28 protein-coding genes, 1 tRNA gene and 1 pseudogene are annotated in these 25543 nt (G+C 54.6%); 25 read left to right on the top strand and 5 right to left on the bottom strand.

Annotated features, from left to right (window positions below):
- The first annotated feature begins 250 nt into the window (after window positions 1-250).
- The 6 genes from ACFQ14_RS14660 to ACFQ14_RS14685 are packed head-to-tail and all read left to right on the top strand — an operon-like array spanning window position 251 to window position 5066.
- Complete coding sequence (locus ACFQ14_RS14660; RefSeq protein WP_377213500.1) at window positions 251-1180, top strand: AAA family ATPase; 930 nt, start codon at window positions 251-253, stop codon at window positions 1178-1180.
- A 5-nt stretch (window positions 1181-1185) separates the two neighbouring features.
- Window positions 1186-2463 carry a vWA domain-containing protein gene (locus ACFQ14_RS14665; RefSeq protein WP_377213501.1) on the top strand — a complete coding sequence of 426 codons (1278 nt, stop codon included), beginning with the start codon at window positions 1186-1188 and terminating at the stop codon, window positions 2461-2463.
- Window positions 2460-2807 carry an XdhC family protein gene (locus ACFQ14_RS14670; RefSeq protein ID WP_377213502.1) on the top strand — a complete coding sequence of 116 codons (348 nt, stop codon included), beginning with the start codon at window positions 2460-2462 and terminating at the stop codon, window positions 2805-2807. Before ACFQ14_RS14665 ends, ACFQ14_RS14670 begins: the two co-directional genes overlap by 4 nt.
- Complete coding sequence (locus tag ACFQ14_RS14675; RefSeq protein WP_377213503.1) at window positions 2804-3487, top strand: XdhC family protein; 684 nt, start codon at window positions 2804-2806, stop codon at window positions 3485-3487. Before ACFQ14_RS14670 ends, ACFQ14_RS14675 begins: the two co-directional genes overlap by 4 nt.
- A 29-nt stretch (window positions 3488-3516) precedes the next feature.
- On the top strand, window positions 3517-4494 hold the full coding sequence (locus ACFQ14_RS14680) for a molybdopterin-binding protein (protein WP_377213504.1): 978 nt from the start codon (window positions 3517-3519) through the stop codon (window positions 4492-4494).
- A complete protein-coding gene (locus ACFQ14_RS14685; RefSeq protein ID WP_377213505.1) occupies window positions 4491-5066 on the top strand; it encodes a nucleotidyltransferase family protein in 576 nt (191 codons plus the stop codon). Before ACFQ14_RS14680 ends, ACFQ14_RS14685 begins: the two co-directional genes overlap by 4 nt.
- On the opposite strand, the gene lipB is transcribed toward ACFQ14_RS14685, so the two are convergent.
- Window positions 5063-5773, bottom strand: coding sequence for a lipoyl(octanoyl) transferase LipB (gene lipB, locus ACFQ14_RS14690; RefSeq protein ID WP_377213692.1), 711 nt, complete (start codon window positions 5771-5773; stop codon window positions 5063-5065). The genes ACFQ14_RS14685 and lipB overlap by 4 nt on opposite strands.
- Window positions 5774-5897: 124 nt before the next feature.
- On the opposite strand from lipB, the gene ACFQ14_RS14695 reads away from it, so the two are divergent.
- The 7 genes and pseudogenes from ACFQ14_RS14695 to mgtE all read left to right on the top strand — a co-directional run bounded on the left by ACFQ14_RS14695 (window position 5898) and on the right by mgtE (window position 11284).
- Window positions 5898-5985: transfer RNA gene (locus ACFQ14_RS14695), tRNA-Leu, on the top strand.
- A gap of 197 nt (window positions 5986-6182) precedes the next feature.
- Window positions 6183-6944: pseudogene (locus tag ACFQ14_RS14700) on the top strand (RHS repeat-associated core domain-containing protein); the annotation flags it as partial.
- A 20-nt stretch (window positions 6945-6964) separates the two neighbouring features.
- Window positions 6965-7360 carry a hypothetical protein gene (locus tag ACFQ14_RS14705; protein ID WP_377213506.1) on the top strand — a complete coding sequence of 132 codons (396 nt, stop codon included), beginning with the start codon at window positions 6965-6967 and terminating at the stop codon, window positions 7358-7360.
- A 25-nt stretch (window positions 7361-7385) separates the two neighbouring features.
- On the top strand, window positions 7386-7922 hold the full coding sequence (locus ACFQ14_RS14710) for a hypothetical protein (RefSeq protein WP_377213507.1): 537 nt from the start codon (window positions 7386-7388) through the stop codon (window positions 7920-7922).
- On the top strand, window positions 7919-8395 hold the full coding sequence (locus ACFQ14_RS14715; protein ID WP_377213508.1) for a hypothetical protein: 477 nt from the start codon (window positions 7919-7921) through the stop codon (window positions 8393-8395). Before ACFQ14_RS14710 ends, ACFQ14_RS14715 begins: the two co-directional genes overlap by 4 nt.
- A 150-nt stretch (window positions 8396-8545) precedes the next feature.
- The gene (locus tag ACFQ14_RS17055; protein ID WP_449301310.1) at window positions 8546-9109 is read left to right on the top strand and encodes a hypothetical protein; all 564 of its coding nucleotides are present in this window, start codon (window positions 8546-8548) and stop codon (window positions 9107-9109) included.
- Window positions 9110-9877: 768 nt separating this feature from the next.
- Entirely contained in the window at window positions 9878-11284 is a 1407-nt protein-coding gene (gene mgtE, locus ACFQ14_RS14730; protein ID WP_377213509.1) for a magnesium transporter, read from the top strand.
- 7 nt (window positions 11285-11291) lie between these two features.
- Here mgtE and ACFQ14_RS14735 read toward each other — a convergent pair whose 3' ends face one another.
- Window positions 11292-11867, bottom strand: a complete 576-nt coding sequence (locus ACFQ14_RS14735; protein WP_377213510.1) for a hypothetical protein — start codon at window positions 11865-11867, stop codon at window positions 11292-11294.
- 65 nt (window positions 11868-11932) lie between these two features.
- Between ACFQ14_RS14735 and ACFQ14_RS14740 the strand changes: the two genes are divergently transcribed.
- Window positions 11933-12319, top strand: a complete 387-nt coding sequence (locus ACFQ14_RS14740; RefSeq protein WP_377213511.1) for a MerR family transcriptional regulator — start codon at window positions 11933-11935, stop codon at window positions 12317-12319.
- Window positions 12320-12323: 4 nt separating this feature from the next.
- Here the strand turns inward: ACFQ14_RS14740 and ACFQ14_RS14745 are convergent, their stop codons facing one another.
- Window positions 12324-12722, bottom strand: coding sequence for a methyltransferase family protein (locus ACFQ14_RS14745; RefSeq protein ID WP_377213512.1), 399 nt, complete (start codon window positions 12720-12722; stop codon window positions 12324-12326).
- A 192-nt stretch (window positions 12723-12914) separates the two neighbouring features.
- Here ACFQ14_RS14745 and ACFQ14_RS14750 point away from each other — a divergent pair, with 192 nt between their 5' ends.
- From ACFQ14_RS14750 to ACFQ14_RS14760, 3 genes are all read left to right on the top strand, one after another.
- Window positions 12915-13361: a GNAT family N-acetyltransferase gene (locus tag ACFQ14_RS14750; RefSeq protein WP_377213513.1), complete on the top strand. Its 447-nt coding sequence runs from the start codon at window positions 12915-12917 to the stop codon at window positions 13359-13361.
- 5 nt (window positions 13362-13366) lie between these two features.
- Complete coding sequence (locus ACFQ14_RS14755; protein ID WP_377213514.1) at window positions 13367-14539, top strand: isovaleryl-CoA dehydrogenase; 1173 nt, start codon at window positions 13367-13369, stop codon at window positions 14537-14539.
- A 189-nt stretch (window positions 14540-14728) separates the two neighbouring features.
- Window positions 14729-15082 (top strand): SH3 domain-containing protein, encoded by a 354-nt coding sequence (locus ACFQ14_RS14760; RefSeq protein ID WP_377213515.1) that lies wholly within the window; start codon window positions 14729-14731, stop codon window positions 15080-15082.
- A 111-nt stretch (window positions 15083-15193) separates the two neighbouring features.
- Here ACFQ14_RS14760 and ACFQ14_RS14765 read toward each other — a convergent pair whose 3' ends face one another.
- Entirely contained in the window at window positions 15194-16135 is a 942-nt protein-coding gene (locus ACFQ14_RS14765; RefSeq protein WP_377213516.1) for a DUF1624 domain-containing protein, read from the bottom strand.
- 85 nt (window positions 16136-16220) lie between these two features.
- Between ACFQ14_RS14765 and ACFQ14_RS14770 the strand changes: the two genes are divergently transcribed.
- Window positions 16221-17051: an aldo/keto reductase gene (locus ACFQ14_RS14770; RefSeq protein WP_377213517.1), complete on the top strand. Its 831-nt coding sequence runs from the start codon at window positions 16221-16223 to the stop codon at window positions 17049-17051.
- On the opposite strand, the gene ACFQ14_RS14775 is transcribed toward ACFQ14_RS14770, so the two are convergent.
- Window positions 17048-17983: a DMT family transporter gene (locus ACFQ14_RS14775; RefSeq protein WP_377213518.1), complete on the bottom strand. Its 936-nt coding sequence runs from the start codon at window positions 17981-17983 to the stop codon at window positions 17048-17050. The genes ACFQ14_RS14770 and ACFQ14_RS14775 overlap by 4 nt on opposite strands.
- Before the next feature lie 53 nt (window positions 17984-18036).
- Here ACFQ14_RS14775 and ACFQ14_RS14780 point away from each other — a divergent pair, with 53 nt between their 5' ends.
- The 7 genes from ACFQ14_RS14780 to ACFQ14_RS14810 all read left to right on the top strand — a co-directional run bounded on the left by ACFQ14_RS14780 (window position 18037) and on the right by ACFQ14_RS14810 (window position 25528).
- Window positions 18037-19425 (top strand): mechanosensitive ion channel family protein, encoded by a 1389-nt coding sequence (locus ACFQ14_RS14780; RefSeq protein ID WP_377213519.1) that lies wholly within the window; start codon window positions 18037-18039, stop codon window positions 19423-19425.
- A gap of 158 nt (window positions 19426-19583) precedes the next feature.
- The gene (locus tag ACFQ14_RS14785; RefSeq protein WP_377213520.1) at window positions 19584-19718 is read left to right on the top strand and encodes a hypothetical protein; all 135 of its coding nucleotides are present in this window, start codon (window positions 19584-19586) and stop codon (window positions 19716-19718) included.
- Window positions 19719-19800: 82 nt separating this feature from the next.
- Entirely contained in the window at window positions 19801-20202 is a 402-nt protein-coding gene (locus tag ACFQ14_RS14790; protein WP_377213521.1) for a rhodanese-like domain-containing protein, read from the top strand.
- Window positions 20203-20212: 10 nt separating this feature from the next.
- The gene (locus ACFQ14_RS14795) at window positions 20213-21814 is read left to right on the top strand and encodes a carboxyl transferase domain-containing protein (RefSeq protein WP_377213522.1); all 1602 of its coding nucleotides are present in this window, start codon (window positions 20213-20215) and stop codon (window positions 21812-21814) included.
- Window positions 21815-21820: 6 nt separating this feature from the next.
- Window positions 21821-22573: a sulfite exporter TauE/SafE family protein gene (locus ACFQ14_RS14800; protein ID WP_377213523.1), complete on the top strand. Its 753-nt coding sequence runs from the start codon at window positions 21821-21823 to the stop codon at window positions 22571-22573.
- Window positions 22574-22594: 21 nt separating this feature from the next.
- Window positions 22595-23245, top strand: coding sequence for a TetR/AcrR family transcriptional regulator (locus ACFQ14_RS14805; RefSeq protein ID WP_377213524.1), 651 nt, complete (start codon window positions 22595-22597; stop codon window positions 23243-23245).
- A 186-nt stretch (window positions 23246-23431) separates the two neighbouring features.
- Window positions 23432-25528, top strand: a complete 2097-nt coding sequence (locus tag ACFQ14_RS14810; protein ID WP_377213525.1) for a calcium-binding protein — start codon at window positions 23432-23434, stop codon at window positions 25526-25528.
- Window positions 25529-25543: the final 15 nt, after the last annotated feature.

Consider the following 25543-nt stretch of genomic DNA (forward strand, 5'->3'; position numbering starts at 1 on the left):
GTGACTTTTGCCACATCCCGTTGCCGCTTGCCGCTCTAAGTTCAACGCAAGCGGGAAATAGGAAATGCTCCCACACCCCGCAAAGAAACAAAGAGTTCATGGTCGTCACACGCCCCGCAGGCGGCCGTGATATAGGACCCGTCGCTTCTCCTTGAGGCGGCGGGTCTCACTTTTTGTGTGGCGAAAAGGCGGTTTGTGCCAAATTCGCGCCTGTGCCAGATTGTGCAGCAACAATCCACCGGACTCCAGCATGCCCATGGCCGCCAAATTGCCCACCTCAATTGACGAAACATTGGCCTTGTTACAGAGCGCGGATTATGTGGCGGACCGCTCGTTGGCGACCGTTCTTTATCTGTCGCTGAAAATGGGTCGGCCATTGTTTCTTGAAGGCGAAGCTGGCGTCGGCAAAACGGAGATCGCCAAGGTGTTGGCGAAAACTCTCGGTCGCGATCTCATACGCTTGCAGTGTTATGAAGGTCTGGATGTGTCCTCCGCTGTCTACGAGTGGAATTATGCCGCGCAGATGGTGGACATTCGTATGCGTGAGGCGACGGGCGACACGGACAAAAACGCAATGGAACAGGGCGTCTTTTCCGAACGTTTTCTGATCCGCCGACCGCTCTTGCAGGCGCTGGAGCCACATGCGGGCGGGCCGCCGGTGTTGTTGATAGATGAACTGGACCGGACCGACGAGGCTTTTGAAGCGTTTCTGCTGGAAGTGCTTTCCGATTTTCAGGTTACGATTCCTGAACTTGGCACTGTAAAAGCGGCTGAGCCGCCTATCGTTATTATAACCACCAACCGAACGCGCGAGATACATGACGCGCTTAAGCGGCGCTGTCTCTATCACTGGGTCGACTATCCGCAGGCGGAGCAAGAGCTGGAAATCGTGCGCACGAAAGTGCCGCAAGCGGGCGCCGATTTGAGCCGCGAATTGGTCGCATACGTGCAGAAATTGCGTCAGCAAGATTTGTTCAAAAATCCTGGCATTGCCGAGACACTCGATTGGGCAACGGCGTTGATGGAACTCGATAAGGTGGCGCTGGACCCGCAGGCTATTTCCGACACTTTGGGCGTGTTGCTGAAGTATCAGGACGATATCGCGCAAATTCAGAGCAGCGAAGGTGCGGAGATTTTGCGAGAGGTGAAGGAAGAGTTGAAGAGCGGCAAGGCGGCCTGAACCCCATGCCCTCTGTTCCCACCGCGCCAGAACTGCCGCAGGCCGACCCTGCGGGAAAACTGCCGGAAAACGTCCTCTATTTCGCTCGAACACTGCGCGACGCTGGTGTTCGCCTGGGGCCATCGAGCGTGGTGGAGGCGGTAGAAGCGGTAAAAGCGGCGGGGATTGGCGGCCGTGATGATCTCTATTGGACATTGCATTGTGTGTTGGTGACACGGCGCGAAGACCATGCGGTTTTTGATGAGGCGTTCCGCCTGTTTTGGCGCTCCCGTGACCTGGTTGAAAAAATGATTGCCATGTTTTCGCCCACGGCAGAAGCGCGGGGTGAGCCGGAAAAGCCGAAAGCGGCATCGGCGCGGGTGTCGCAAGCGCTGTTTCAGGACGATCAGCGACAGCAGGAGACGGAGCGGCCGGAATTGGAAATCGACGCTTCGTTCTCGATGAGCGTCAACGAGGTGCTCAAGGAAAAAGACTTCGCGCAAATGACCGCTCAGGAGCTTTCAGCCGCCCGTAGCGAAATTGAGCGGCTGCGGTTGCCGGTTGATGAAATCGTTACCCGTCGCTTTCGCTCTTCGCCACGCGGTGCGCAGCTGGACCCTCGGGCTATTTTGCGCAAGTCGATGGCATCGGGCGGCGACTTGATCTTACCGCAGTTTCGCGAGCGGCGGCGCGTGCAACCTCCGCTTGTGGTGCTGGCGGACATTTCCGGCTCCATGAGCCAATACACACGGATCTTCTTGCATTTTCTGCATCAGCTTACGGATCGTCGAAAGCGGGTGCACACCTTCCTGTTTGGTACGCGGTTGACCAATGTGACCCGCGCGCTGCGCATGAAAGATCCTGACGAGGCGCTGGCGGATGTGTCCGACCAGGTGCCCGATTGGGAAGGCGGCACGCGTATTGGGGAGACGCTGCACGATTTCAACAAGCTGTGGGGGCGCCGTGTTCTGGGGCAGGGGGCTGTCGTCTTGCTCATCACCGATGGGTTGGAACGGGCGAGCGGTGAGGAAGATCTTGCGCAATTGGCGAGGGAGACGGAGCGGTTGCAGAAATCCTGCCGTCGCCTCATCTGGCTCAATCCGCTGTTACGCTTTGACGGTTTTGAGCCGCGCGCGGCGGGCGTGCGGATGATGCTGCCTCATGTGGATGATTTCCGTTCGGTTCACTCGCTGGATTCCCTGTCTGACCTTTGCAGCGTTTTGGGCGCTCCACCAAAGCGGGCAGGCTTTGCTTCGAGAAAGCCGTTGAAGCCCGCCCGCCAAGGCACCATAATCGACGCATGACACAAGCACCTGAAAACACCTCTCATCTGCAAGATCCGCTAACTGTCGCCCAAAGTTGGCTTGGGGAAGGGCGGTCAGTGGCTTTGGCCACCGTGGTCGAAACATGGGGCTCGGCCCCGCGTCCTGTGGGAAGCCATTTGGTGATCGACGGTGAGGGCAATTTTGAAGGCTCCGTCTCCGGCGGTTGCGTCGAAGGGGCTGTGGTCTTTGAGGCTGTGGAGGCGATTGAGACAGGCAAACCCAAAATGCTGGAATTTGGCGTTGCCGACGAGACGGCGTGGGAAGTTGGCCTTTCATGCGGGGGGCGCATACGCGTTTATGTGGAGCCGGTGGAAGCAGTATGAAGGCGTCGCTGCTGGAAGCCGTGAACACGGCGCGGCTTGCGCGGCAGGCAATTGCGGTCGTCACCGATATCGCAAGTGGTGAGCAGCATTGCGTCACGTCCGATGAAATTGCCGCCCACGCCCTCTATGAGGAATTGGTTAAACGCTTTCGTTCTGGAAAGTCCGGCATTGTGGAGCGTGAAGGGGTGGAGACATTCATCGCGATGCATGTTCCGCCGCCGCGACTTGTTGTGATCGGTGCGGTTCATATTTCGCAGGCGCTTTATCCGATTGCGCAGGCCTGCGGGTTTGACGTAACGATCATTGACCCACGAAGTGCTTTTGCCACGCCGGAAAGGTTTGCTGGTGTGCGGCTGTTGGCTGAGTGGCCGCAGGACATTCCCGAAGTGTTGGATTTTGACGCTTACACCGCGCTTGCCGCCGTCACCCACGATCCCAAAATTGACGATCTGCCTTTGCAGAAGGCTCTGGAAGCCGAATGTTTTTACGTCGGTGCCTTGGGCAGCCGAAAGACCCATGCCAAGCGGCTGGAAAGGCTTCGCAGCACTGGCTTAAGCGAAGAGCAGACTGCCCGTATCCGTGCCCCCATAGGGCTCGATATAGGTGCTGCCAGTCCTCAGGAAATTGCAGTTGCAGTGATGGGTGAAATCATCGCTAGCCTTCGCAAAGGTGCGGCGTGATTTTTGGGCCGGCACCCGTGGGTGATTGTTTGGGTGCCATCGTTGCCCATGCCCTTGTGCTGCCGGACGGGCGGATCAAGAAAGGCCATGCGCTGACGTCTGCTGATCTGGAGCGGTTGAAGGATGCCGGTTTGAAAACCGTTGTTGTTGCCCGGTTGGAAAAAGGGGATGTGCCAGAAGACGAAGCTGCAACACGGTTGGCGGCTGCTATCGTCAAAGCTGCTGAAGGAGTGGAAGCGGCAATTGCAGCGACGGGCCGAGTGAACCTTTATGCGAGTCATAACGGGTTGTTACGCGTAGATGCTGAAGTTTTTTGCGAACTTAACAGTCTTGATGAGGGCATTACGGTGGCCAGCCTTGCCGATGACCTGTTTGTTGAAACGGGCCGTATGATGGCGACGGTGAAAATCATCCCTTTCGCTGCTGGTGAGGAAATGGTGGAGCGCTTTGAGGCCATTTGCAGCGCGAAAGTGGCACTTACACTTTTGCCCGCTACCCCCCATCGAGTTGGCCTTGTCGCGACGAAATTGCGATCGCTAAAGGCTGTTACGATGGACAAGACACGACGGGTCTTGGACGAGCGTTTGGCTTTAAGCGGCAGTTCTGTTGTTTCTGAATTGCGCGTCGAACACTCTGTGGCCGCGGTAAGCGATGCAATTGAGGCTATGCGTAAAGATGTTGATCTCATCGTGCTTTTTGGCGCATCTGCCATCGTAGACAGGCGGGACGTGTTGCCTGCCGCGGTAGAGCAGTCTGGTGGAATTGTGCATCATCTTGGAATGCCGATGGACCCCGGCAACTTGCTGATGTGGGCCTCGCTCGATGGAAAGCATGTGCTCGGCGCCCCCGGCTGTGCCCGTTCGCCGGCAGAAAACGGCTTTGATCGGGTATTGGCACGGTGCGTGACAGGCAGTGCACCTGACCCTGACTATTTGCGCGGGCTTGGTGTAGGTGGTTTGTTGATGGAAATTCATTCTCGCCCGCAGCCAAGGGAGGAGACATCGTGAGCGAGGTTTCAGGCGTGATCCTCGCAGCGGGAACATCAAGCCGCATGGGTGTGGAAAACAAACTAATGCGCGTCTGGAGGGGAAAACCGCTGGTGCGCCATGTCTATGACGCGGCAGTGGCGAGTGACTTGGCAGTTGTTGTAAGCGTGACGGGCCATGAGGCTGACCTCGTCGCCTCATGCTTGCCGGGCGATGCCGCAATGACTTGTAACGGCGACTACGCAAACGGCATGGCTGGCTCCATTCGCGCCGGGCTGTATCGTTTGCAAGGGCATGGACCGGTGATGATCTTGCTGGGCGATATGCCCTTGGTAACAACACACCATATCAACGCTATGCTCGATGCCTTTCAGGCGGCGGCCAGCGATAACGCTATTGTCGTAGCTACACATGAGGGCAAAATTGGCAATCCGGTTATTTTTGGCAAAGAGCATTTTGCAGCACTGAAGCTGTTGGAGGGCGATCGCGGCGCAGGAGAATTGGTCCGAAACAGTGCCGACACGCTGATCAAGGTCGAGATCGGCCCCGCTGCGTCACAGGATTTCGACACGCCGGATGCGTTCAGCAATTAATCGACCGCGCCGAATATCTCTAGAAAGCCGCTTTTGAGGGCAACATCCATATCTTCCATCGTCACAGGCAGGCCTAAGTCAACCAGACTGGTTACGCCATGCTCGCTCACTCCGCAGGGGATGATGCCGTCAAAGTGCTCCAAATCCGGCTCGACATTGATCGAAATGCCGTGCAGCGAAACCCAACGTTTCAACCGAACGCCGATGGCGGCAATTTTGTCTTCTGCCATGTCTTCAGAAGGTGAAGGCCGTTCTGGTCTTTTTACCCAAACCCCGACGCGGTCTTCTCGCCGTTCGCCTTTCACGTTGAATCGCTCCAGCGTGCAGATGATCCACGCTTCCAGCGCTGCCACATAAGCGCGGACGTCCTGCTTTCGGCGTTTGAGATCCAGCATTACATAGGCCACCCGTTGTCCCGGCCCATGATATGTGTACTGCCCGCCGCGCCCTGTTTGAAAAACCGGGAAACGGTGGGGCGCTACAAGATCGCTCTCATCGGCGCTCATGCCTGCTGTATAGAGCGGTGGGTGTTCCACCAGCCAGACGCATTCCGGGGCTTCGCCTGCGGCGATTTTCGCCACCCGGTGGTCCATGAAAGCGAGAGCCTGCTCATAGTCGGTCAAGCCATCCGCAATGATCCACTCAACGGGAGGGGCGCTCTTGGGGGGCAAGAATGAAGCGGAAATTTCTTCGCGGGTCACGGCCATGAAGCCTATGTGGCAAGAGCATCGTGTGGCGACAAGCGAAAAGCGCATTTGGGAGCGCATTATGCCTTGTGCGACCCCCGTGCATTTGTTACAGCCCCGCGACCAGTCAAAAGACGTGGCAAGTGCGGCCGTGGCGGAACTGGTAGACGCGCAGCGTTGAGGTCGCTGTGGGATAATATCCCGTGGAAGTTCGAGTCTTCTCGGCCGCACCATATCTTCGGTTTAATAGTTGGATTTTCAAATCCCATTTTGCCGGCATTACCTTGCCTGCGCTTTTTCGCCCCCCCCCACCTACGCTGAGCATCTTCCCCTTATCCTTAGTGAAGAAGCCACGAAGTTTGGTGATTGAACAAAGGCGCGGGCGCGGAAAGCAGGTGCTGTTCTCAACGCATATGTCTATGACAGCTACGGCAACGCGGAAAAGGAAGTCGAGGCGCTCGCGCAGCGGCTGCGCTACACAGGCCGCGCCTACGACGCCGCCACCGGCCTCTACCACTACCGCGCCCGCGCCTTCGACCCGCAGACCGGACGTTTCTTGCAGGAAGACCCGATCTGGTTCGAAGCGGGCGATCTCAGCGTCTACCGCTACACATGGAACAATCCGGTCAACTCAGTTGATCCGAGTGGGATGTCGGCCATTGGGCGAGGTGGAACGATGGCCGTCTCGCTCGGAGTGATCCGCGGTCTAACGTATGGAATGGAAGCTCATTTGTTCCGACTGGTTGCTCAAGGCTCTAGGCTGATGACGAATCCACTGCAACGTGCAGTTCAGCAAGATGCTGTCGCAAAGACTATGGCCTCAGTGAATCCTAAAGTCGGGGTAACGCTTGGCCATGTCATCGGCGGTGGGATATTCGGCACGATTGCTGGCCTGTTGGCAGTGGAGATAGCTGATGATGGGGAGCCGGTGCCGGATGACGAGCCAGCGCCAGATGATGATGCATCCAAACCTTATGCTGGGCAGACACCTGATGACATGAGAGACAGGTTTCGCCGGGCGGGCGAGAAAGGTTACGGAGGTGGAGCGGTTCTGATTGCTCCTGATGGTTCATATTGGGAACGGGATCGTGCTAGGCATGGCGGCTCAACGTGGAAGCGATGGCCTAATAAACGTGCGTGGAAAAGGGGTGAGGGCCGTGAGAGTGTACGTCCTAAGGGTACTGTAAGATAACTTAGAAGTGGAAAGTGCTTTTGGAACTGCAAGAAATAAATGACTTTAGGGATTGGAAAAAGCAAAAAAACGGAATAATAAATGTCAAAAAAGCATTTTTATTTATGATTATTCACATAAAAGAAAATATTGATTTTTCAGAATATATTGAATCATCTGATTTATGTGAAAAAATAGATAACATAGATATTGAAAATTATACACTATCGGCTTTTTCATGGCCTTTCGTTGTTGGTTTGCGCATGAGAGGGTGGAAAAGAGGTGGCAAAAACCCGAACTTTGTAAATTTTGATTTTGAAGCGGCAGAAAGAAATCTGTTTGATGCGATTACTGACCCAGAATTGGAATGGTATTTGCCCCACACACTTGTTTTTAGCTCGGGAGAGGTCGTAGAGCCTGTAGACCGTCCGAGTTAACGGGTTTATTTGCAAAGACCAAATCTTGTTCCTAAGCGAGCAAGCCACGAAGTTTGGCGATTGGGTCAAGGCGGGGGCGCTGAAGGCGGGCGACAGGCTTTCTACATCAAGCTCCATCAACGCCCTCAAGCGCCTCGGCATCGCAGCGGATCTCCCCGCGCAGTTCCAAGCCGCCAACGACAACACCGTCACGATCACAGCCATCCTGCAAAGCCACGAGCCGATCCGTGTCTACAACATGGAAATCGAAAGTCGAGCAGGAGAGGTGACGCACAATTATCTGGTTGGAGGGAGTGAGATATGGAATCACAACGCTGGAATTGGCCGTAACGACCCACGACCAACCTTCCTTTACAAATTGTATGACCAAGCTGGAAAATTTTTAAAATGGGGGATTACGATAAATCCCCTGCGACGGTATCCAAAGAACAAGTGTTATATTTTGAAAGTTCAAAAATGTGGGTGTCGGTCCGATATGTTGGATGAAGAACGCCAGCACGTTATGAACAATCCTGGCCCCATGAATCGAGAGTCTTGGGCAGGTCGTGGAGTAGGGAAATGACAGACACTACTCCCTTAGACAAAGGGCTCATAACCATGGCCCAAGGGTTCGGCGGGGGTGAGCAATGCGATAGGACGTTTAAACCTCTCGGTACGCTGCTAAGGCAAGTTACGGAGCATTTGTTGGCCGAAAAGCATCTTGTTGGTCTGAGTAGATTTGAGCTTTGGCTCTATTTTGGTGGAAGCATTATTACCCATAATGGCAGCAGCGGGCCAGGGCGGTTGGCAACCGGCCGCAATCCTCCACGTATCATCATTGATTTGGTAATATCTCTAGATGACTACGCCGACCTGCCAATGGAGGTAATTCGGCAGAACATGGCGGACGGCGTTGAACAGTGTTTTGGATTGATGCTCGCGCGTGCATTGAAGAGGGATGGTGTAAGGGATCGGGATTGCTTGCTGAATGAGTTTGCAGAGGCCATTCGAGATTTTCGAACATCGCCCATTCCAGAATACATTCCGTTTGAGTGATTTTCGTGGATTTTCTGTCACTTGTAAAATATTTGTGAAACAAGACTGACCGATAATCTTAATAATTTCTGTCTTTCAGTCGCTCCCCAAAAATTTACTCGGTTACTCAAGCGGGCATATCTGAGCGACTGGCTCTACAATTGTTGACGCTTGATTGCCTTGGTCACCTCTGACCGTTCTGTTTTCCCTCAAGGTACGGGCCGTCTTGTTTCGATTGCCCATGGCCTTGATGGCGGTGGTGCGGGTGGTTCGCAGCTTAATCAAAAGCTGGGTACGTTTGACCATCGCTATAATGTGAAGGGCAACATTACGGGCATCGGCGAGATGGTGGTAATGATGAACCAAGCAATCTTAGAGGCATGTGTGTTTCCTGCAATTCTAAGCGTGGATAAGTCGATGAAGATACCTGACGATTGGATGAACATTGCATGTTTTACGTGCCAACATATAATTCGTGGTGAGAAGCAGGTGACATTCATTGCAAATGTTGGAGATTGTGATGGTGATGAATTGATAGCACTTTGCGATGATCCCAATCACTATATTTCTAAAGATGTTTTGAGCAATCATGAATTCGGATTCTGCCACCTAACTCATATTGGCGAAATATCACCTGACGCCGTAGCTGTTCTAGTTAAATTGGCCCAAGGACACTGCTCGCAGAGAAGTGAAGAAGGCTTTTGGAGCGCGAAAATATACGATCTCGATTTTTAATATTCGGTTCGATTGACGCTTGATTTAAATGACTACTTATGAAATTGACATTTCAAATATCGGACGCATCTGATAAATGCATCGCATACGAAAACTGAGGCCTATACGCTGGATGATGAGGGCAACCGTGTCACCTCCCATCTGGCCCGCCCTTCGCTAGGGCTTCGGGCGTTCGGCGCTGAAATCGCTATCCGCGATTTCTTATCTTTGATCACCGCTTCTCACTACACGTCACGAACGCTGCCAACCGTCTTACGGAAGATGAGGCGTTTACCTTCGAGTATGACGTCAACGGAAATCTGGTGCGCAAGACGGATAAGGCCAATGGCCTGACATGGCGGTACGTCCATTCCGTGTATGACGAGCTTGTTTCGGTCACCCGCCACGCCAGCAGCGCGGTAGGTGGGTAATCCCCCGCGAATAATTGTTGACCTGGTGATCTCTCTAGATGACTACGCCAACCTGCCAATGGAGTTAATTCGGCAGAACATGGCGGACGGGGTTGAGCAGTGTTTTGAATTGATGCTGGCGCGCGCATTGAAGCGTGGTTGTGTGAGGGATCAAAACCATTTGATGACTGGGTTTGCCGAAGCCATGCAAGAGTTTCGGACAGCGCCCATCCCAGACTATATCCCGTTTGAGTGATTTTGATCTGAGATCCATTTCTTCTCGGATCTTCTAAAACGCTCATGTTCTGACCCACAAACCCGTTGGCGTCACCTTCCTGCCGTGCGATAGCTGGTGCTGTGGTGTTTTCAGGGTTTTTCGGTGTCTCAAGAAGCTGATGAAATTGACGTAGAAGGCGAGGGTGTCTCCGCGATCTATACTGTGGACGGGGCAGTGCGCGAGGATGTGCTCGCCAACATCCATGCCGCAATCGAAGCAGGCGATGCAGAGCCTATTATTGAGCTCACCCGCGATTTGCACGAATCCGAGACCGCCGATCTTCTAGAAGCGCTGCGCGACGACGAGCGGCAGGCATTCGTTCGGCTTTCAGGTGCGGACTTTGATTTCACGGTTCTTACTGAAGTTGATGAAGCCATCCGCGTTGATATTGTCGACGGAATGGAAGCGGAGCAGGTCGCGGAAGGTGTTCGCGATCTGGACTCCGATGATGCCGTTTTCATTCTGGAGGACTTGGGCAACGAGGCGCGAGAGGAAATTCTTGCGCAGATCCCGTTTCAGGAACGCATCCGGCTTCGCCGTTCGCTCGATTATCCCGAAGAGACCGCTGGCCGTCGAATGCAGACGGAATTTATCGCCGTGCCACCTTTTTGGACCGTAGGGCAAGCGATAGACTACATCCGCGAAACGGACGATCTGCCCGACCGTTTCTCCGAGATTTTCACTATTGAACCAACGTTCAAGCTGGCCGGCATGTTGCCGCTGGATAAGCTGATCAAGGCCAAGCGCGACATTCGTGTAGAAGACATTCACGATACCAACGCGCATCCAATTCCTGCGTTAATGGACCAGGAAGAAGCGGCACAGATTTTCGAACAGTACGATTTGCTCTCCGCGCCCGTTCTTGATGAAAACGACCGCCTTGTCGGCGTGCTTACAATTGATGATGTGGTCGATGTGATCCAGGCGGAGGCGGATGAAGACATTCGGCTTCTGGCTGGTGTGGGTGACGAGGAATTGTCGGACAGCGTGCGTGATATTGCCCGTTCACGTGTGGGCTGGCTGCTGGTGAATTTGGCAACAGCGATTTTTGCTTCGCTTATTATCGGTCTTTTCGATGCAACGATTGAGCAAATGGTGGCACTGGCTGTGCTGATGCCAATTGTTGCCTCTATGGGCGGCAATGCGGGCACTCAAACGATGACAGTTGCCGTACGTGCTTTGGCAACCAAAGACCTTGATATCAACAATGCAAGGCGGATCATCCGCAAGGAAATGCTGGTGGGGCTGTTTAATGGTCTGGTTTTCGCGGTGATTATCGGTTTGGTGGCGGCGGTATGGTTTGGTTTGCCTTCGTTAGGCTTGGTCATCGGCATCGCCATGATCATCAACATGCTGTTTGCGGCGGGTGCGGGCATTCTTATCCCCATGGCGCTGGACAAATGGGGAGCAGACCCTGCCATCGCATCGGGCGTTTTTGTGACAACTGTGACGGATGTGATTGGCTTTTTCGCGTTTCTTGGCCTGGCCGCTTGGTGGTACGGGATTTAGTTGCGCGCTATCTGCGCCCTTGTATGGAAATAAATTCCATCGCGCTGCGTAATCCCAACATGGAAAACTGAATGCGCTGTGGCCCTGCATTTGCGGGAAGGGTCATCACCATATGCGAGGCAAGCCGCATTTTTTCGATCAGCTGGTAGGTCATTGCATCGTCGGCAAATGGAAACTCGTTGAGCGAATTGCCATTGGTGACGACGTCTTTGTTAAACGTCAGCGATAGCGTATCCCCGTTTGAAAAACGCAAAATAACAGGACCTTCGTTTTGATAATTGGCTTTCGTCGAGGCGACGAAGGTGATCTTGAAGCGGCCCGTGAAACGATCTTTCGAGACGGTTAAACGGTTACCCGGAAAGGATCCGCTGACATTGCCTTCACGATCGCCACTGAATGTGGAGGCCCAACACGTGCGCTCGTAGAATGCTGCTGCCTGAATGTTCTTTTTGTTGGGGCATACGGTGAGCCAATGGCGGTGATACTCGCGTAGTTCGCCAAAGGGATGTTGGAATCGTTTGGCAATGACGGGAGAGGCGAGAGCGCACAGAGCGACTGTAGCAACGAGAATTTTGCCGAACACGGTTGTTCTCCAATTTACTTTTACGTAAGTTCTGTAGCGAACTTCTGAGAGCTTAGTCCGGGGCGATGAGAGAATTCTATACCATTACTGAGTTGACTCGTGAATTCGGTGTTTCCACCAGAACTCTGCGCTTCTATGAAGACGAGGGGCTGCTGAAGCCGCATCGGCGTGGCCGCACGCGGCTCTATCGGCCAGCGGATCGGGAATTGGTCAAGCAAATCCTGCGCGGCAAGCGGCTTGGTTTCTCCATTGCGGAGATCAGCGAGATAATCGAGATGTATAAAGCCCCTCCAGGGGCTGAGGGGCAGATGCGGCTGTTGATTGATAAGATTGGCCAGAAACGCGCCGAGCTGGAGCAGAAGCGTCTCGACATTGAAGAAAGCATGCGCGAACTGGATGCAGCGGAAGAGAATTGTTTCGAGCGTTTGGCAGAGCTTGGCGTGAGCCACTGAGCCGCTAGATCCAGCGTCGCACCTTTGCAGCGTAGGCTTTCCATTCCTCAGGGAAATTAGCTTCCAGATGGGCCTCCTCGCGTTTGATCGCGAGTTCCGACAGCAGCACGAACAGCAAAGCTGCCATCAGCAGAAACCAGCGGCTTCCTATTACGAAGCCGATGCCAAGACACAGCAGCACATTGCCCAGATAGATAGGGTTGCGCGATACCGCGAAAGGACCGTCTACCGCCAATTGCGATGCCGCTTTATGGGGCATGATCGTCGTTCTGTGGCGCCGCAGCGTCAGAAATGTCCAAACATCAAGCCCGAGAGCGATGGCGATGATAAGCCAGCCACCGTTGGTCATGAGTGGTGTAACGCGCTCCGGCTCCCATCCGATGGGTAAAAATTGATGCAGCAAATAGGCCGCACCTACACAGGCAACCAAGAGCATAGGCGGCAGAGGCAAGCGGTTTGGGCGTGTGGCACGATCTTCCATTGTGCGACGATAGAGCGAACTTAGCGCAATGACTAGAGATGCACGGTGAAAGGGTTTTCCAAGTTTTGGCGCAATGCTAGAGGGGCGTCCTGCTTAGTTTGTTGGGTGCGCTTCATGACCATAACGATCACCACTTTCACCGCCAAAGACCGCGACGATTGGTTGGCGCTTTGGGAAGCCTATTTGGTGTTCTACAAGGCCACGCTTCCGCCGAACGTGGGCCATCAGACTTGGGAGCGCATGATCGATCCTGAGGGCGAAATTCAAGGGTTTAAGGCTGTGGATGCCAATGGGGTGATGGTCGGTATGGTGACCTATCTCTATCACGGCACCACTTGGGGGCCGCATCCGCGGTGCTACCTGCACGATCTGTATACGTTGGCGGAAACGCGAGGGCAGGGTGTGGGACGCGCGTTGATTGAAGCGGTCTATGAAGCGGCTGCGGCAGATGGCTCCGATCAGGTTTATTGGCTGACCCAAGAGTTCAACTATGCGGGGCGGATGCTGTATGACAAGGTGGCTGAACGAACGCCGTTCATCAAATACGCACACAAGGTTTGATTCCCATGATCCCCAATGACGTTCCAACCTTCAATTTCAATCTGGGTGAAGAGGCCGACATGCTGCGCGACAGTGTGCGCTCGTTTTCGCAAGACCGCATCGCGCCACTGGCTGACAAAATCGATAGAGAAGACTGGTTCCCCCGCGAGCTCTGGCCGGAAATGGGGGCTCTGGGCCTCCACGGCATCACGGTGCCGGAAGAGTGGGGTGGTTCCGGTCTTGGGTATCTGGAACACGTCATTGCTATGGAAGAGGTGTCACGGGCTTCTGCCTCGGTCGGCCTGTCCTACGGTGCACATTCGAACCTGTGCGTGAACCAGCTTTCGCGCTGGGGCAATGACGATCAGAAGGGCCGCTATCTCGAAAAGCTCGTGACGGGAGACCATTTGGGCGCGCTGGCAATGAGTGAGCCAGGTGCGGGTTCTGATGTGGTTTCGATGAAACTTCGGGCTGACAAAAAGGCTGATCGATATATTCTGAACGGCTCAAAATTCTGGATTACCAACGCACCGCAAGCGGACACGCTGATCGTTTATGCCAAGACCGATATGGATGCTGGGCCAAAAGGAATCACCGCGTTTCTCATCGAGAAGGGTTTCAAAGGATTCTCTATCGCCCAGAAGCTCGACAAGCTGGGCATGCGCGGTTCGGAGACCGGGGAACTGGTGTTTGAAGACTGTGAGGTGCCCGAAGAGAACGTGCTGGGGCCGTTGAACGGCGGTGTTGGCGTGTTGATGTCCGGACTGGATTACGAACGCGCCGTGCTGGCCGCCGGTCCGCTGGGCATTATGCAGGCTGCGATGGATGTTGTGCTGCCTTATATTCACGAGCGCAAACAGTTTGGCCAAGCGATTGGCGAGTTTCAGCTGGTACAAGGCAAAGTGGCCGATATGTATGTCGGCATGAACGCCACCCGCGCTTATGTCTACGCCGTCGCGCAGGCTTGTGATCGGGGTGAGACGACGCGCGAAGATGCGGCCGGTGCGATTCTCTACGCTGCGGAGAAAGCCACGCAGATTGCGCTGGATGCGATTCAGCTGCTCGGTGGCAACGGCTATATCAACGATTATCCAACGGGACGACTGCTGCGCGATGCGAAATTATACGAGATCGGCGCGGGTACAAGCGAGATCCGGCGCATGTTGATCGGGCGGGAACTGTTTTCCAAGTCCGCATAAGCGATTGATACACTGTGTAAAAATTCGCAGTGTGCGAAAGTATACAGAAAAATTTGCATGATGAACGAATTATGAACGGGCTTCTCAAGGTCCGTTCAGGTTCGCCCCTCTAGGTTTGATCTTGTCAAGCAACGATCCCAACGCCCACCCGCTGGATGCGGGAACAGGATCAACAGAGAGGAAAAGAAAATGACACTTGCAAACACACTCAAAAAAGCCGCCCTCGCCATCGTCCTTGCCGCCCCTGTGATGGGCGCGGCAGTTACCACGGCCAGCGCCGCCGGATACCAAGTTCGCGATACAGCCCGCGTAGGCGGTTTTCCAAATTGGGATCAGCTGAATATCCGCAAATGGGACGCCTCCTATTCGCGCAAGATCGGCGAAGCCTATCGCGGTGACCGCGTCTACGTGATCCGTTGCAAGCTGAAGTCCGGTTCCGACTGGTGCAAAATCAGCGCTGGCGGCACGGTTGGCTGGGTCAACGGTCGATACCTGCGCAAAGGTGGACGCAACTTTGCTTCGGCACACCCTTGGTATCGCTAGACTGAATTGCGAGCGCGGCACCACACGGGGGTGTCGCACTTGCCAAAGAGCTTCCGGGGAAGACGGAAGGCCGGTTCTGCCACCTGCTGGCAAACTGGCCTTCTTGTCGTTTTAGCGTGCTGAACAGTAGCGCAGAACGTCGCTACCTTTTTCATCAGTCTCCAGATCAATTTTGCCTTCCAGAAATGGTGTGAAAATCTGCTCGCTCTTCATCTCATCCAGCATGCACGAGCAGAACCGTTCGCAGAAAGCGGCATCATTGTTGCTGACACAAGTACGCTCGCAATTGGTCGTGAAGGCCACAGATTGATCCGGTGGGCCGATAACTTGCGTGAACAGCCATATCAGGCCTATTAGAACGGGCTGATGGATAAGGTAGAAGGCCAGAGAGTGTCGGCCGATGAACCCAAGCGAGCGGTCAGCCCGATTGCCATTGAAGCGCCCTTTGATGCGCTCAAACCACCCGCGTATTTTTGCGAACTGGCCGATAGCGACGCCCAGCAAAGTTGCTGAAAACCATGGGAACAGCGGGACGTAATCGTTGGATGCTGGATTAACCGGCGCGAGGCCCAGCCAATAAAGCCACGGCGCTCCCAATGCCTCGCTGCGCAGCGCTTCTGACAGCATCAAGACCGCCAACGCCAAGACACCGTTGATCCACCAGGGGAGCCGAACAGTGAAAACGGCAATAAGTGAAAACAGCGCAATGGCATGCAAGATGCCGAAAAAGATGAAGCTGTCTGGAACGGCAAACCATGTGACCAGCGAAATCGCGGCTGCCGCTGCGGCGACCATCGCCAGTCGTTTCCAAAAGCCGTTCCACCGGATGCCCTCGCTGTGAGCGAGCACGAGGCTTATGCCAACAAGAATGAGGAAGCTGGAAGCGATCGCACGGGCAAACAGAAGCCAACCGATTTGCCGCGATGTTCCGGGCAAGACCCAGCCAAAGAACTCCAAATCCCAAGTGAAGTGATAAATCGCCATGGCGACCAGAGCGATGCCGCGCGCGATGTCGATGGCCGCAATGCGGCCTTTTGTGGCGATGAAGCTCAATGGACGGCCTCTTGGGTCGACGGCGAATGGTTCCAGCGATACCATCTTACGCGCGACGAAACCAATTGCTGTGAAGGGCGAGTTGATGAAAATTCTGAAAGCAAATGGGGCGGAAATTCCAGCACTCGGCTTGGGCACATGGCCAATGAAGGGCGAGGAATGTTCTTCCATCGTGGAAGAAGCCATTGCCGTTGGCTACCGCCACATCGATACTGCTGTGATGTATCAAAACGACCGCGAGGTTGGCGAAGGCATCAAGGCTTCCGGAACCGATCGATCAGAGCTTTTCGTGACGACGAAGGTTTGGCCGACCGATGTGGTGGATGGCACGTTTCAAAACACCGTTCGCACCACTCTGGACCGTTTGCAGCTCGATCATGTTGATCTTCTGCTTATCCATTGGCCACCCAAAGTGGGAGCTGTAGAGCAGTGGGCTGATCTGTTGAACGAGGCGGCTGCGAACGGTTGGACGAAACATATAGGCGTCTCGAACTTCACGTCTGCGCAGCTTGAGGCGATGGTAAAAGCCAGCGAGCGGCCGATCGTTTGCAATCAGTTTGAGAACCACCCCTATCTTGATCAATCCATTTTGCGTGCTGCCTGTGCGAAGCATGGGGTGGCCTTGATTGCCTATTGCCCGCTCTTTCATGGCGGTGATCTGTTTGCAGAAAAGGCAGTCGTTGACGCCGCCAGTGCCCACGGTAAGTCGCCGGCGCAAGTGGTGCTTCGTTGGCATATGCAGTTTGACGGGGCAGGGGCTATTCCCAAAACGGCGACACCCTCGCGCTTGCCGGAAAACTTTGATGTGTTTAATTTCGAACTATCTGATGCGGAGATGGCTGCAATTTCGGCGTTGAGTGCGCGTCACGAACGTATATGCGATTTCGAATTTTCACCGCAGTGGGATGCTGCCTAAGCCTTCTTGGCTTTGCCGCCGAATTCCATGCGGCTGATGAACAAGCCGGACAAAACGAGAACGAGCGCAAGCGCCGTACGGATGGTGATGACCTCGCCAAGCAAGAGCGCGCCGAGGCCGACGCCTATGATGGGAATGAGGTTTAGCGAAAGCGAGAAGACCGAGTAGCCAACCTTTGTGATCAAAACCATGCGAAGGATTTGGCCAAGGCCGGTTGGGAACAGGCCGAGATAGACGAGTGCCCAGAAGGCCGTTGGGCCGAGCGATAGATTCGGTGCGCCGGAGATCAAGGGGGCGAGCACCAGCAGAATTGCAGCGCCGATGCCGAGTATGAGCCAACCCATACGCAGGGGCGGCAGATCAATTTTGCGAACCATCAGCCCGGCAATCACATAAGACATCGCGCCCGCCACAGCGGCCAATTGGGCAAGCGTGTTTTCGCCGCCAAGGCCGCTCAACGCGTCCACGCCGACGATGGTGACAACGCCCGCGAAACCGAGCATCACGGCGATGGTTTTTGGCAGGGTTAGTTTGTCGTCGTCTGTCGAGAGGTGCGAACCGATCAGCGCGAGGAACGGGCCGGTGCCCATTAGCAGCGAGGCAACGCCGGCATCAATGGTTTGCTCTGCCCAAGAAATGAGGAAGAACGGCAGGGTTACGTTGAATATGGCAGCGACGGTCAGCCAAAGCCAAACGGAGCCACCTTTCGGCAGAACAACACCACGCCACAACACATAAGGCGTGAGTACAATGAAACCAATCAGCACCCGCCACGTTGCAAGCCATAGTGGTCCGGTTTCCGGCACCACAACCTTGATCGCGACAAAGGCGGACGCCCATACAAAGGCGGTGACGCCCATCAGCGCATAATCAAGCGGTGTGGCTTTGGAAATCGGAGCAATCATGTCAGGGTAGTGCACGGTTCGGGGCATAGCTGCAATCGGCGAAAACACCCATCAACCAGAAGAATTGCACAGGGAGTTGCATGTCTGATCACGTGAGTATGCCTGGTTCCGCAGACGCGTCGGCACCGCAAGAGGCAAGCGCCATTCAGGTGGTGGAAGGCGTTGGCACGGGCCTCGCCAATTTTATCGAGCGGGCTTGGATTTCGATATACCAGCCTTGGACGCTGTATCAAATTGGCATCATCCTTGGCATTTTGCTCGTCAGTGTTGTGTTGTCGCGCTTTGTCGAGCCGAAGCTCGAGAGTTGGGTTCGCAGCATCAAACTCAACCCTGGCTTTTTGCGCGTCCTCGCAGCTCTGCTGCGGCGCATGGAATGGGTGTTTTTCATTCCTGCCTGCTACACGGCCTATTTGATTGCAGACAATTACACCTGGCCGTGGAACGTTTTGCTGTTGCGCATCGCCTATACGCTGGCGCTGGCGTGGCTCGTCATCAATGTTTTGTCGCGGGTTATCCATTCGCGGCAATTGGCGCGCACGGTTGCTGTGCTGGCGTGGATTATCGTTGCGCTGCAACTGACGGGCTATCTCAAGCCGACAACCGACACGCTTGATGCGCTGGCTTTCCGGATAGGCGAAGTTCGCATATCTCCGCTGTTGGTCATTCAGACGACTGCGCTTTTGATCAGCTTGGTTTGGCTTGCCAACAATGGCGGTAAATTTGCTGAGACGCGCCTCAAAGCGATGACTGACCTGACGCCAAGCCTTCAGGTTCTGCTTGGCAAGTTCATCAAGATTTTCCTCGTCATTACGGCAATTATTATTGCGCTGAATTCGGTTGGCATTGATCTTACGGTATTTGCAGTCTTTTCCGGCGCAGTGGGTGTTGGTCTTGGTTTCGGACTGCAAAAGGTGGTGTCGAATTTCATCTCCGGCGTGATTATTCTGATGGATAAATCCATCAAGCCCGGAGACACGATTTCGCTCAACGAGACGTTTGGCTGGATTCGCGAATTGCGCTCGCGGTTTGTTTCTGTGGTGACGCGGGACGGGCGAGAATTCTTGATCCCCAATGAAGACTTCATCACCGAGAAGGTTATCAACTGGTCATTCACCGATAAATTGGTGCGGTTGGATGTCGAGTTCGGCGTGTCTTACGACAGTGACCCTCACGAGATTACGCGCCTCGTCATTGAGGCTGCCAAGAGTGTCGAGCGGGTCAGCCCGCTTAAAGACCCCGTGTGCTGGATGACTGAGTTTGGCGATTCGTCGATCAACTTCGTCGCTCGGTTTTGGATCACCGACCCCCAAAACGGACTGACCAACATTCGTGGCAAGGTGATGCTGGCGATCTGGGATGCGTTCAAAGAAAATGACGTCAATATCCCGTTCCCGCACCGCGAAATCATCATGCGAACGCCCATAACCGTCGAGTCTGCGCCAGAACCCAAGCGCACCAAGAAGGGATAGTCGGGCAGCCATGCACGAGGCGCATTGCGCCCTTGCGCGGAAATTTATGGTTAACGGTTGGTTTACGATTGCAGGAGAGACTGAAGCGGCCTATACCCCGCGCGGCTTCGTGAAGAGGGAGGGCGATAACCTCCCCAATACGAGTGAACAGGGGTAATATGTCGGAAGAAACCGAAAAGTCTTGCTGGGGCGTAACGCTGTGGACAGTCGCAATCGTTGTGGCGCTCGTGCTGGTCACCAGCTTGTTCCAATCTGGCGAGCAAGCAGCGCAACTGACGCAAAAATTGGTCTGATCAAATTCGTCGCAAACTTTGTTTTTTCGCCGCTGCGCTGATAGCGTTGGGCGTCTTAACAGGGATAATGCGTGCTTTGCCGATGAAAAAGACTGCCGCTCAGTTGGTCGCTGAGGCCACAGCAGAAATCGTGACACTGACGCCGCAAGAGGCGCTTGATCTCCAAGGTAAGGGCGAAGCTGTGCTTGTGGACATTCGCGATGTGCGCGAGCTTGCCCGTGAAGGCAAAGTGCCCGGTGCCGTTCACGCGCCGCGTGGCATGCTGGAATTTTGGATAGACCCTGAGAGTCCTTATCACCGCGACGTGTTTGCGCAGACGGGCAAGACTTATATTTTCTTTTGTGCCGCCGCATGGCGTTCGGCCTTGGCGACGCGGGACGTTCAGAACATGGGTTTCGGGCCAGTAGCGCATATCGAAGGCGGGTTTACAGCTTGGCGTGATCAGGAAATGCCGGTGGAAACGCCGCAAAGCAAAGAGGGTTAGGGGCGCAGATATGGTTTTGCTGACACCGAAGCTGCCCGTCAGCGGCGAGGTTGTGGACGCCAATGCGGCAGCTTGGTCCTCTCTGATTGATGATCTGGATGCCAAACTTGCAGCTGCTTCCCAAGGCGGCGACGAACGCTCACGCCTTCGCCATATCGACCGTGGCAAGATGTTACCGCGCGAGCGGGTAATGGGTCTGATCGACCCCGGTTCGCCGTTTCTTGAACTGTCGCCGATGGCTGCTCACGGGCTCTATGACGATGCGATTGCGGGCGCCGGTATCATCACGGGCATTGGCCGCATCGAAGGACGGCAATGCGTGATCGTCTGCAACGATGCGACGATCAAGGGCGGCACCTATTATCCGATGACGGTCAAAAAGCATTTGCGGGCGCAGGAAGTGGCGGAAGAGAACCATTTGCCTTGCATCTATCTGGTGGATTCCGGCGGGGCGAACTTGCCCAACCACACGGAAGTCTTTCCCGACCGGGATCATTTTGGCCGAATCTTTTTCAATCAAGCCAATATGTCGGCCAAGGGCATCGCGCAGATATCTGCCGTAATGGGTTCTTGCACGGCAGGCGGTGCTTACGTGCCGGCTATGTCGGACGAGACAGTTATTGTGAAACAGCAGGGCACGATTTTCCTCGGCGGCCCACCTTTGGTGAAAGCGGCTACGGGCGAAGTTGTTAGCGCGGAAGATCTGGGTGGTGGCGATGTGCACACCCGTCTTTCCGGCGTGGCTGATCATCTGGCGGTGGATGATGCCCATGCGCTGGCCATTGTTCGCTCCATCGTCGCCAATCTGCCGCCTTCTGGCACACTGGATCTGACTGATGTGGAAGAGCCGCTTTATCCCATGGACGATCTTGAGAAGGTCGTGCCGGTTGATCTCAAGAAGCAATACGATATCCGCGAAATCATAGCGCGGCTGGTCGATGGTTCGCAGTTTGATGAATTCAAAGCCCGTTTTGGCACCACATTGGTGACCGGCTTTGCCCATCTGTGCGGCATAAAGGTTGGCATCATTGCGAACAACGGCATCCTGGTTTCGCAAAGCGCCCAAAAGGGCGCGCATTTTGTGGAATTGTGCTGTCAGCGCAAAATTCCGCTCATTTTCCTGCAAAATATCACTGGCTTCATGGTGGGGCGCGAGCATGAAACAGGCGGCATCGCCAAGGATGGTGCGAAGCTTGTGAACGCGGTTGCTTGTGCGCAGGTGCCGAAGCTGACGCTGGTTGTCGGCGGCTCCTACGGCGCGGGCAATTACGGCATGTGTGGGCGGGCCTATTCGCCGCGTTTCCTGTTTATGTGGCCTAATGCGCGCATTTCCGTCATGGGTGGAGAACAGGCGGCTTCCGTGCTGGCCACAGTTAAACGTGATGGTATGGAGCGGCGCGGCGAGGAATGGTCAGAAGTTGAAGAAGCTGAATTCCGCCAGCCCATTGTCGATCAATTCGAGGAAGAGGGGCATCCCTATTACTCGACGGCGCGACTGTGGGACGATGGCATCATCCGTCCTCGCGACACGCGCCGCGTGTTGGCCCTAGCTTTGTCGGCCAGCCTAAACGTTCCGATTCCCGAGACACGCTTCGGCGTGTTTCGAATGTAGCCTATCTTGATTTTCGAACCGGCCATTTTTGCGCTCTGCGCTGCTGTAGTAATCATGACCGGCATTTCGAAATCCGGCTTCGGAGCGGGTTTGGAAATGATGGCGGTTCCTGTTCTGGCACTGACGATGGCACCGCAAACCGCTGCTGCAATCATGCTGCCGATCTTGCTGGTGATCGATTTTGCCAATCTCGTCCGATACCGCCGCGACTGGGTGGCGCGGGTGCTTTGGTCGCTTCTGCCATACTCAATTATCGGCATCGCGTTGGGTGCCTATATGTTTGAATATACCGATCCCTCTTGGTTCAAGCTCGGCCTTGGTGTGCTGTCGCTGGCTTTCGTTGCACAACGGCTTTGGATGGCAGGCAAAGTGCAGCGAAAGCCTGGGCCAGTGCTGACCGCAGTTTTGGGTGCAATGGGCGGGTTCACCAGTTTTGTTGCCCATGCGGGCAGCCCACCGATCAAGATGGTGCTGATGTCGGAAGAACTGCCAAAGCAGCAATTTGTGGGGACCAACTCGTATTTGTTTTCCGGTATCAATTTTATGAAGGCGTTTCCTTATTTCTTCTTAGGGCAGTTCTCGATGAGCAACCTCACTGCCAGCGCATCGCTGTTCCCAATCACTTTGATGGGAATTGCACTTGGCTTTTGGCTCAACGGGAAGGTCAGTCAAAAACTGTTTGACTATATTCTCATCGGTGCGCTCAGCATTGCAGGCGTGAAGTTGATTTGGGACGGGGTGAGCGAATTGATGGTTTGAAGAAGCGGGATTCACAAAGCAATGACCGTAACGTATGGTTCGCTTATGAAGAAAGAAGCCCGCACGATTCGTCAGGACAAGCGAAAGCGCCAGATTTTGGGCGCTACTCTGCGTTTGATCCGCCGTCACGGTACGGGCATTTCCACGGCGCAGATTGCGGCGGAAGCTAAGTGTTCCAAAGAAACGCTCTACGCTTGGTTTAATGACCGCGATGGCATTATGCGCGCGCTTGTGGAAGAGCAGGCACGGTCTATGGGGCTGGCGCTTAACAAAACATACGCCTCTGTTGAAGGCAGCGGATTCCGGACGCGGCTTCGGGCCTATTGCTTGGCGCTGATTGATATTTTGACTGGTGAAGCGGTGTTGGCGGTCAACCGTGTTGCGATGGCGGACGCTTGTCACCAAAAGAACGACCTTGGCGCTTTAGCAATCGCCGACTGGCAGGCGCAAGTGGCGGCTCCCCTTGTTGCGTTGCTGAAGGAAGGTGCGGCACAGGGTGACGTTACATTCGACGATGCTGATGAGGCTTTCGATATCCTTATAGGGCTTCTTATCGGCGACCGGCAGCGTCGATTGTTGCTCGGTGAAGCATCGCGGCCCGATGCGGCACAGATGGAGCAGATTGTGGATACCGCGCTGACCCGTTGGCTGAGGCTTTGCGCCCCGCGCTGATTGGTTTTGGTATTTATATGCCAACTCATTTGCCTATGCCCTTACAAGCGGCTGATGGCTGGCCTAGTAGTTTGTGCACCCTTGCTGTGAGATAAATCACATATATTTCAACGGCTTTTCGGTAAAGTTCAACTTGCCAGCTGCGGCGGGGAGGCAGTGTTGGCTTGTTTTGAACAGGAGAACACCATGACCCGCCCTACCGTGAACTGGAATGAGAGCATCATTGCCAATGCTGGCAATACCTTTGGTACTCAAGTCACACCAAACATCGTAGCCCTGTCGAACGGACGATTTCTTGTCGCCTGGGTTGATTTTGAAAATAACATAGACGGATCGCAGGGCCGAGATATTGTCGGCCAGATTTTCACTTATCGCGGAGACGCCGTTACAAACCCTTTCCAGTTGAACCAGCATGGCCAATTGGAAGACGAGTACCAATTCGATATCGCTGCTACCGATAGCGGATATGTCGTCGTCTACACACAGTTTGGGGATGATGGCGACACGGACATTCTGGTCGACGTCTACGAGAACGGATCTCAGTTTCCAACCGGCTTTACTCTCGCAACAGGCGCGGCGAATGCCGACAAGGTCGGGGATCCGTCGATTTCCACTATTGGCGACGGTTATATTGTCACCTTTGATCGGGAAAATATTCTTGGGAATACCGATGTGAAAGGGGTGTATGTGAACGCCGCAGGGGCTGCTTCCAGCGAGTTCGATATGGCTCAAAACGGAGCAACGGATTTCGACAGGAACAGCGACGTCGAGATCACGGCAGGTCTCAATTTCATGAGCGTCTATGCCGAACAGGATAACGTAGACAGCAGCATCGAGTTTCGCCAAACGGCATTCGACGGCACACTGATCAGACAAGGCCAGATTGCCGATGTGGGATACGACCCGCAAATGGCCTACGAGTTGGGCGATACGGGAAACGTTTTCATCACTTGGCACGATGGCATTCGGGTGTATGGCCACGTTCGCGATATCGACAACAATATCGTACGAGCGAGCTTCGTTGTCGCCGACGAACCGGGAACCAATGAGCTTTATCCGCGTGTTGTAGCCTTGGGCAACGGCGACAGTGGCTTCTTCGTGGCTTGGTTTGATGTTGGCAATCAACTGATCGAAGGGCAGCGCTTTGACAATGATGGCGTAGAGGTCGGCGACCCTTTGATTATCGCAGAAGGCCTTTCAGCTTCGCTCTTCAATATGGGCGTTCTCAGCGACGGTCGCATTGGTGTGACGTGGGCTGAACTGGGTGCAGGTGCCGATGTCGGTTTGCGGATCATTGATCCGCGCGACGAACTAACAATCGGTACCGCCGAGCAAGACTATCTCACGGCTCGGCCGGATGGTTCCATTATTCTGGCTGGCACCGGCGGCGACTATCTCCTCGGATTGGACGGCGATGATGTGCTCTTTGGCGACATCGGTTCGGACACAATGCGTGGTGGCAGGGGCAACGATGATTACTTCGTCAACTCGGTTTTCGATGATGTCTATGAAATGCCCGATGAAGGATATGATGAGGTATTCACCACTCAGGCCGAATACACGCTTCCACCAAACTTCGAGCGCTTGAATTTTACAGACACGGGCGACCATATCGGACGCGGCAACGAGTTGGACAACCGATTTGCAGGCAATGCGGGGAATGATCGCTTCATAATTGACGAGGGCGGCGCTGATATTTTCTCCGGCGGTCAGGGCGTTGATGTTTTTGACGCTCGTATAAGCGGTGAGGCGGTGCGCATCTATCTCAACGACCAGAGCCTGAATGCGTTGGCGGCGGAAGGAGACTTTTTTGCGTCCATAGAGACGTTCATTGGCTCAGCTTCTGCTGGTGACATTATGCGCGCAGGAGATGGTCGGGCGCGTTTTGCCGGCAGCGGTGGCGACGACCGACTGTTCGGTGGAAACAACATTGACTATTTGCGCGGCGACGCTGGGAATGACGACCTACGCGGTGGAAATAGCCGAGACACGATCATCGGCGGTACGGGCGATGATGATTTGTATGGCGGTAAGCATCAGGACCAGTTCCGTTTTGTGCAGGCCGAGTTTGGCTCTGACATCATTCACGATTTTCAAGATGGCTTAGACACGCTGCGGTTCTTTTCCGCTGTGGCCGACGCATTCAACGACTTTACCATCAGCGACAACGGCACGGCTTCGGTGACGGTGTCACTGAACGCCTCACCGAGCAACATGATTTCCGTGAATTCGTCCGACGGCTCAATGATAACTCTCGATGCGAGTGACTTTTCGTTCTATTAATGTTCTCATGAACGG

This window comes from Pseudahrensia aquimaris, from assembly GCF_042676045.1.
Classification (GTDB): Bacteria; Pseudomonadota; Alphaproteobacteria; order Rhizobiales; family Rhizobiaceae; genus Pseudahrensia; species Pseudahrensia aquimaris.